The following is a 4,910-nucleotide window of genomic DNA, read 5'->3' on the forward strand; positions in this document are numbered from 1 at the left end:
GCCGGTGCCGGAGCCGGGCGCGCGGCCGGGGAGTCCGCCGCGGTGCGCAGCCAGTACGTCTCGCGCTGGAAGGCGTACGTCGGCAGGTCGGTGCGGCCGCCACCGGAACCCGCGTACGCCGCCACCCAGTCGACCTCCGTACCGCGCGCGAACACCGAGGCGAGAGCGGCCAGCAGGGCCTGGGGTTCCGGCCTGCCCGCGCGCAGCGCCGGGACCGCCTCGACCGCCGCCGGGTCGAGCACGGATTCGGCGGCCATGGCGGCGCAGACCCCGTCGGGACCCAGTTCCAGGAAGGTGGTGACCTCGGCGGCCTCCAGCGTCCGGACCGCCGCCATGAACCGGACCGGACGGCGTACCTGGTCCACCCAGTAGCCGGGTGAGCACCAGGCCTCTCCGTCGGCGGCCCGGCCGGTCACGGTGGAGACCACCGGGATGGTCGGCGCGGTGAAGGTGAGGCCTTCCACCACGCGGCGGAAGTCGTCCAGCATCGGGTCCATGAGCGCCGAATGGAAGGCGTGCGAGACCGTCAGCCGCTTGGTACGCAGACCGCGCTCGGAGGCCTCGGCGGCCACGGCCAGCACCGCGTCCTCGGCGCCCGAGACGACGGCCGCCCGAGGCCCGTTCACCGCGGCGAGCCCGGCCCGGTCGTCGTGCGGCGTGAGCAGCTCCAGCAGCTCCTCCTCCGACGCCTCGACGGCGACCATCGCGCCGCCTTCCGGCAGCGCCTGCATCAGCCGGCCTCGGGCCACGACCAGCTTGGCCGCGTCCGCCGCCGACAGCACACCGGCCACATGGGCCGCGGCCACCTCGCCGACGGAGTGCCCGGCCACGAAGTCCGCGCGCACCCCCCAGGACTCCACCAGCCGGTACAGCGCCACCTCCAGCGCGAAGAGCGCGGGCTGCGTCCAGCCGGTGCGGTCCAGGCCCTCGCCGGTGCGGATCACCTCGCTCAACGGCCGCTCCAGCAGCGGGTCCAGATGGCCGCAGACCTCGTCGAAGGCGCGCGCGAAGACCGGGAACGCCTCGTACAACTCCTGTCCCATACCGGCCCTTTGCGCGCCCTGTCCGGTGAAGAGCACGCCGAGCCCGCCCGGCTGCACCGAACCGGTCACGAGCCCGCTCGCGGGCCGTCCGGCGGCGAGCGCCTTCAGCCCGGCCCGCACCTCGTCGTCCCCGCCGAGCAGCACGGCCCGGTGCGGGAACAGGGTCCGCGTCGACAGCAGCGACCAGCCGACATCCGCCGCCGTACGCGACTCCTCCGCCAGGAACGCCTGCAGCCGGCCGGCCTGCGCGCGCAGCGCCTGCGGATCGCGTCCGGAGAGCACCCACGGCAGCCCGCCGGCCGCGGCCGCCTCGCCCGCGGGCGCGGCACCGTGTTCGCGCCCGTCAGCTCCTTCGGGAGCCTCGGCCAGGACGACATGGCAGTTGGTGCCGCCCATGCCGAACGAGCTCACCCCGGCGACCAGCCGGCGGTCCTCGTGCGGCCACGCGGTCAGCTCGCGCTGGACGGAGAGGCCCAGCTCGTCCAGCGGGATGCGCGGGTTGGGCGTCTCGAAGTTGAGGCTGGCGGGCAGCTCGCGGTGGCGCAGGCTGAGCAGCACCTTGAGCATGCCGACGACACCGGCCGCGCCTTCCAGATGGCCCACGTTGGTCTTGGCCGAACCGACGAGCAGCGGATCGTCGGCGGCGCGCCCGGAGCCGAGCGCCGCACCGAGCGCCGCCGCCTCCACGGGGTCGCCGACCGGCGTGCCGGTGCCGTGCAGCTCCACGTACTGCAGCTCCGCCGGATCGAGCGACGCCTTCCGCCAGGCGGCCCGCAGCACCCGCTCCTGCGCCTCGGCGCTGGGCACGGTCAGACCGGCGGTGGAGCCGTCGTTGTTCACGGCGGTGCCACGGATCACGCCGTGGACCCGGTCGCCGTCGGCGAGAGCGGCGGCCAGCGGCTTCAGGACGAGGACGCCACCGCCCTCACCCGGGACGAAGCCGTTGGCCCGGGCGTCGAAGGTGTAGCTCAGACCGTCGGGTGAGAGGCCGCCGAAGCGCTCCTCGGTGACCGCGTTCTCGGCCAGGACGTTCAGGTTCACACCGGCCGCCACGGCGGTCGCGGACTCGCCCGACCGCAGGCTCTCGCAGGCCAGATGGACGGCGACGAGCGAGGAGGACTGCGCGGAGTCGACGGTGAGGCTCGGGCCGTGCAGACCGAGGTGGTACGAGACCCGGTTGGCGATGACGCCACGGTTCACGCCCGCCATCGTGTGCTGCGTGATCGCCTCCGTACCCTGCTGGTAGACCAGACTGGTGTAGTCGTCGCGCAACGCACCGACGAACACCGCTGTACGGCTGCCGCGCAGCGTCGCCGGCACGATCCCGGCGTCCTCCAGCGCCTCCCAGGTGAGCTCCAGCACGAGCCGCTGCTGCGGGTCCATGGCGGCGGCCTCGCGCGGCGAGATCCCGAAGAACGAGGCGTCGAAGTCGCCGACACCCTCGATGAACCCGCCGCGCCGCGCCGGACCGTCGCCGTCCGGGGCCGCGCCCGTCTCCCAGCGGCCGGGCGGCACCTGAGTGACACCGCTGCGGCCGTCCCGCAGCAGCTCCCAGAACTCCGCGGGCGTGGCGGCTTCCGGCAGCCGGCACGCCATCCCGACGACCGCCACCGCCCCGTCGTGCTCCTCGTACGCATGCGCCGACACCGACCGGTGCTCACTCGCCATCTGACTCGTCCGCCCTTTCGTCGCCGCCGGACCTGCGGCGGTGTCCAAGACGTGTTGCGCTTTTTCAACACGCGCTGAAAAAAGTTAATGGGTGACCGTTCGTCAACGTAGCAACGCGCCGAATACGGCTGATCAGCGAGCGGTAACACGGCGATAACCGGGCTCCGATGAGGGCTTGTGGGCGGCCTGTTACCTTCCGGTGGGGAGGGCGCGGTTACGTTGGGTCCGGGTTCGCACGGCTACCTGCCGATGCGTCCGGAAAGCACAAGCAATCTGGCTCCACAGGAGGTTCGCGCCATGTCAGGGAAATCCGATGTCATCGTGCACGCCGGCGGTGTGGAAGAGCACCTCGCGTTCTACGTCCAAACCTTCAACACCGGTGATGCCGACGCCATCAACCGGCTCTACTCAGAGGAAGCGGTCTCCGTCTGGGAGCCCGGAAAGCCGCTGACGGGGGAGGAGCGCAAGGATAATCTCGCGGAATTCCTCAAGCTGAGGCCCGCGTTGACCGCGAAGATCCGTGAGTCGCACGTCACCGACGACACCGCCCTGCTCAGCGTCGACTGGAAGATGGAGGTCGACGGCGAGAACGGAAAGCGCGAGTCGTTCGGCGGCCTCGCGACCGACATTCTGAGCCGCGATTCCAGAGGTGAATGGCGCTACGCGATCGACGCGCCTTACGGCGATCCGCGGAACGAAATACCTGGCTGATTCCATGGAGAAAGCCACCGATACGCCGCCCGACCGGCCCGTATCCGGGCCCCGAAGCGGCGGGATAATGACCAGGCCGTGGTGGCAGCGCCCCTGGATCGTCCCGCTCGCAACGGTGTGCGTGGTCTTCCTCGTACTCTCGTTGCCGCGGTATCTCACGTTCGACCCCGCACGATCCCGTGTAGCGCAGCCGGGGGACTTCGCGCCTCACTACCCCTTGTTGGTGACGCACATCCTGTTCGGAGCGGTGGCCATGGTCACCTGCTGTCTCCAGGTCTGGCCCTGGCTCCGGGCGGCGCACCCGGCGGTGCACCGCGTCAGCGGACGGGTGTACGTGTTCGCCGGGGCCATCCCGTCCGGACTGCTCGGCATCGTCGTCGGCGCCACCAGCCCGAACGGCCTCACCATGCAGCTGAGCAGCGTCACACTCTCGGTGCTGTGGCTGATCTTCACGGTCGCGGGATGGAGCACGGCCCGGCAGCGCCGGTGGGGGGACCACCGGCGCTGGATGATCCGCAGTTTCGCCGCCACCATGGCGATCCCGCTGAACCGCGTCTACGCCGTGGTGCTGGAGGCCACCGTCCTGCCGGCGCCGGAGAGCGACGACCCGCTCGTGCAGGAGATCTGGCTCCACACCCTGATCGGCAACGCCGACTGGCCCGGCTGGGTCACCACCCTGCTGATCGCCGAGTGGTGGCTCACCGAGAAGGGCGTGCGGGCCAAGCACCGGGCACGAGCGGCCCGGCGCAGGGCCTCGGCCACCGGCACATCCCCGCGTACCGGCCCCACCGGTACACCCGCCCAGAAGAGAGGCACCGCCATGAGCACCGAAATCGACCTCAACGCGCTGGAACTGACGGCAGACCCCGACCAGCAGAACGAGGTCTTCCTCATCGCCTTCAACTCCTACGACGGAGCGGTCTTCGACCGGCTGTACCGGGACGACGCGATCTCGAACCTGTCGGGCGAGCCGCTGACCGGCGCGGCGCGCAAGGCGAAGATCACGGAGATGCTCGCGCTGAAGCCGTCGCTCAAGGCGACCCTCCGCGAGTCCTACACGGCCGGTGACGTCCAGCTGATCGTCGTGGACTACGAGATGGAGGTGCCGGGCCCGGACGGCGTCCGCCAGGAGCTGCGCGGCACCTGCACCGACGTCCTGCGGCGCGGCGCGGACGGCAAGTGGCTCATGGCCATCGACCGCCCCATCCCGCAGGAGCTGTCGGCCACCGGCTGACCTGTCCGTACCTGCTTCCGTACCACCAACGGCCCCTGGCCGAGCGGAGAGTGACCGCTCGACCGGGGGCCGTTTCGCGTGCGCTGTGCGGGGGTGTGCCGAAGGCCGTCTGCGGTCGTGCGCTGCACGACGGCGGCCGCGTGTACGGCGGCCCGCGGGTACGACGGCCCGCGGTGCGGCGGGCGCGGTCGGTGTTCGCCGCGATCGAGCCGTCCGCCGCGGGCCAGGACCGCAGCGCCGCGCGTCCGACGGCG

3 protein-coding genes are annotated in these 4,910 nt (G+C 71.8%); 2 read left to right on the forward strand and 1 reads right to left on the reverse strand.

All coding sequences use genetic code 11. The features are described 5' to 3' along the window. A partial coding sequence (locus ABZ154_RS34660; RefSeq protein ID WP_356838412.1) for a type I polyketide synthase occupies nt 1-2,711 on the reverse strand: 2,711 nt, incomplete at its 3' end. 297 nt (nt 2,712-3,008) lie between these two features. On the opposite strand from ABZ154_RS34660, the gene ABZ154_RS34665 reads away from it, so the two are divergent. Together ABZ154_RS34665 and ABZ154_RS34670 are read left to right on the forward strand one after the other, a co-directional pair. Further along, entirely contained in the window at nt 3,009-3,422 is a 414-nt protein-coding gene (locus ABZ154_RS34665; protein WP_356838413.1) for a DUF4440 domain-containing protein, read from the forward strand. A 223-nt stretch (nt 3,423-3,645) separates the two neighbouring features. Beyond that, nucleotides 3,646-4,656 carry a DUF2306 domain-containing protein gene (locus ABZ154_RS34670; protein WP_356838415.1) on the forward strand — a complete coding sequence of 337 codons (1,011 nt, stop codon included), beginning with the start codon at nt 3,646-3,648 and terminating at the stop codon, nt 4,654-4,656. Nucleotides 4,657-4,910 lie beyond the last annotated feature (254 nt).

The organism is Streptomyces sp. NPDC006261, from assembly GCF_040613515.1.
In the GTDB taxonomy this organism is placed as follows: Bacteria; Actinomycetota; Actinomycetes; order Streptomycetales; family Streptomycetaceae; genus Streptomyces.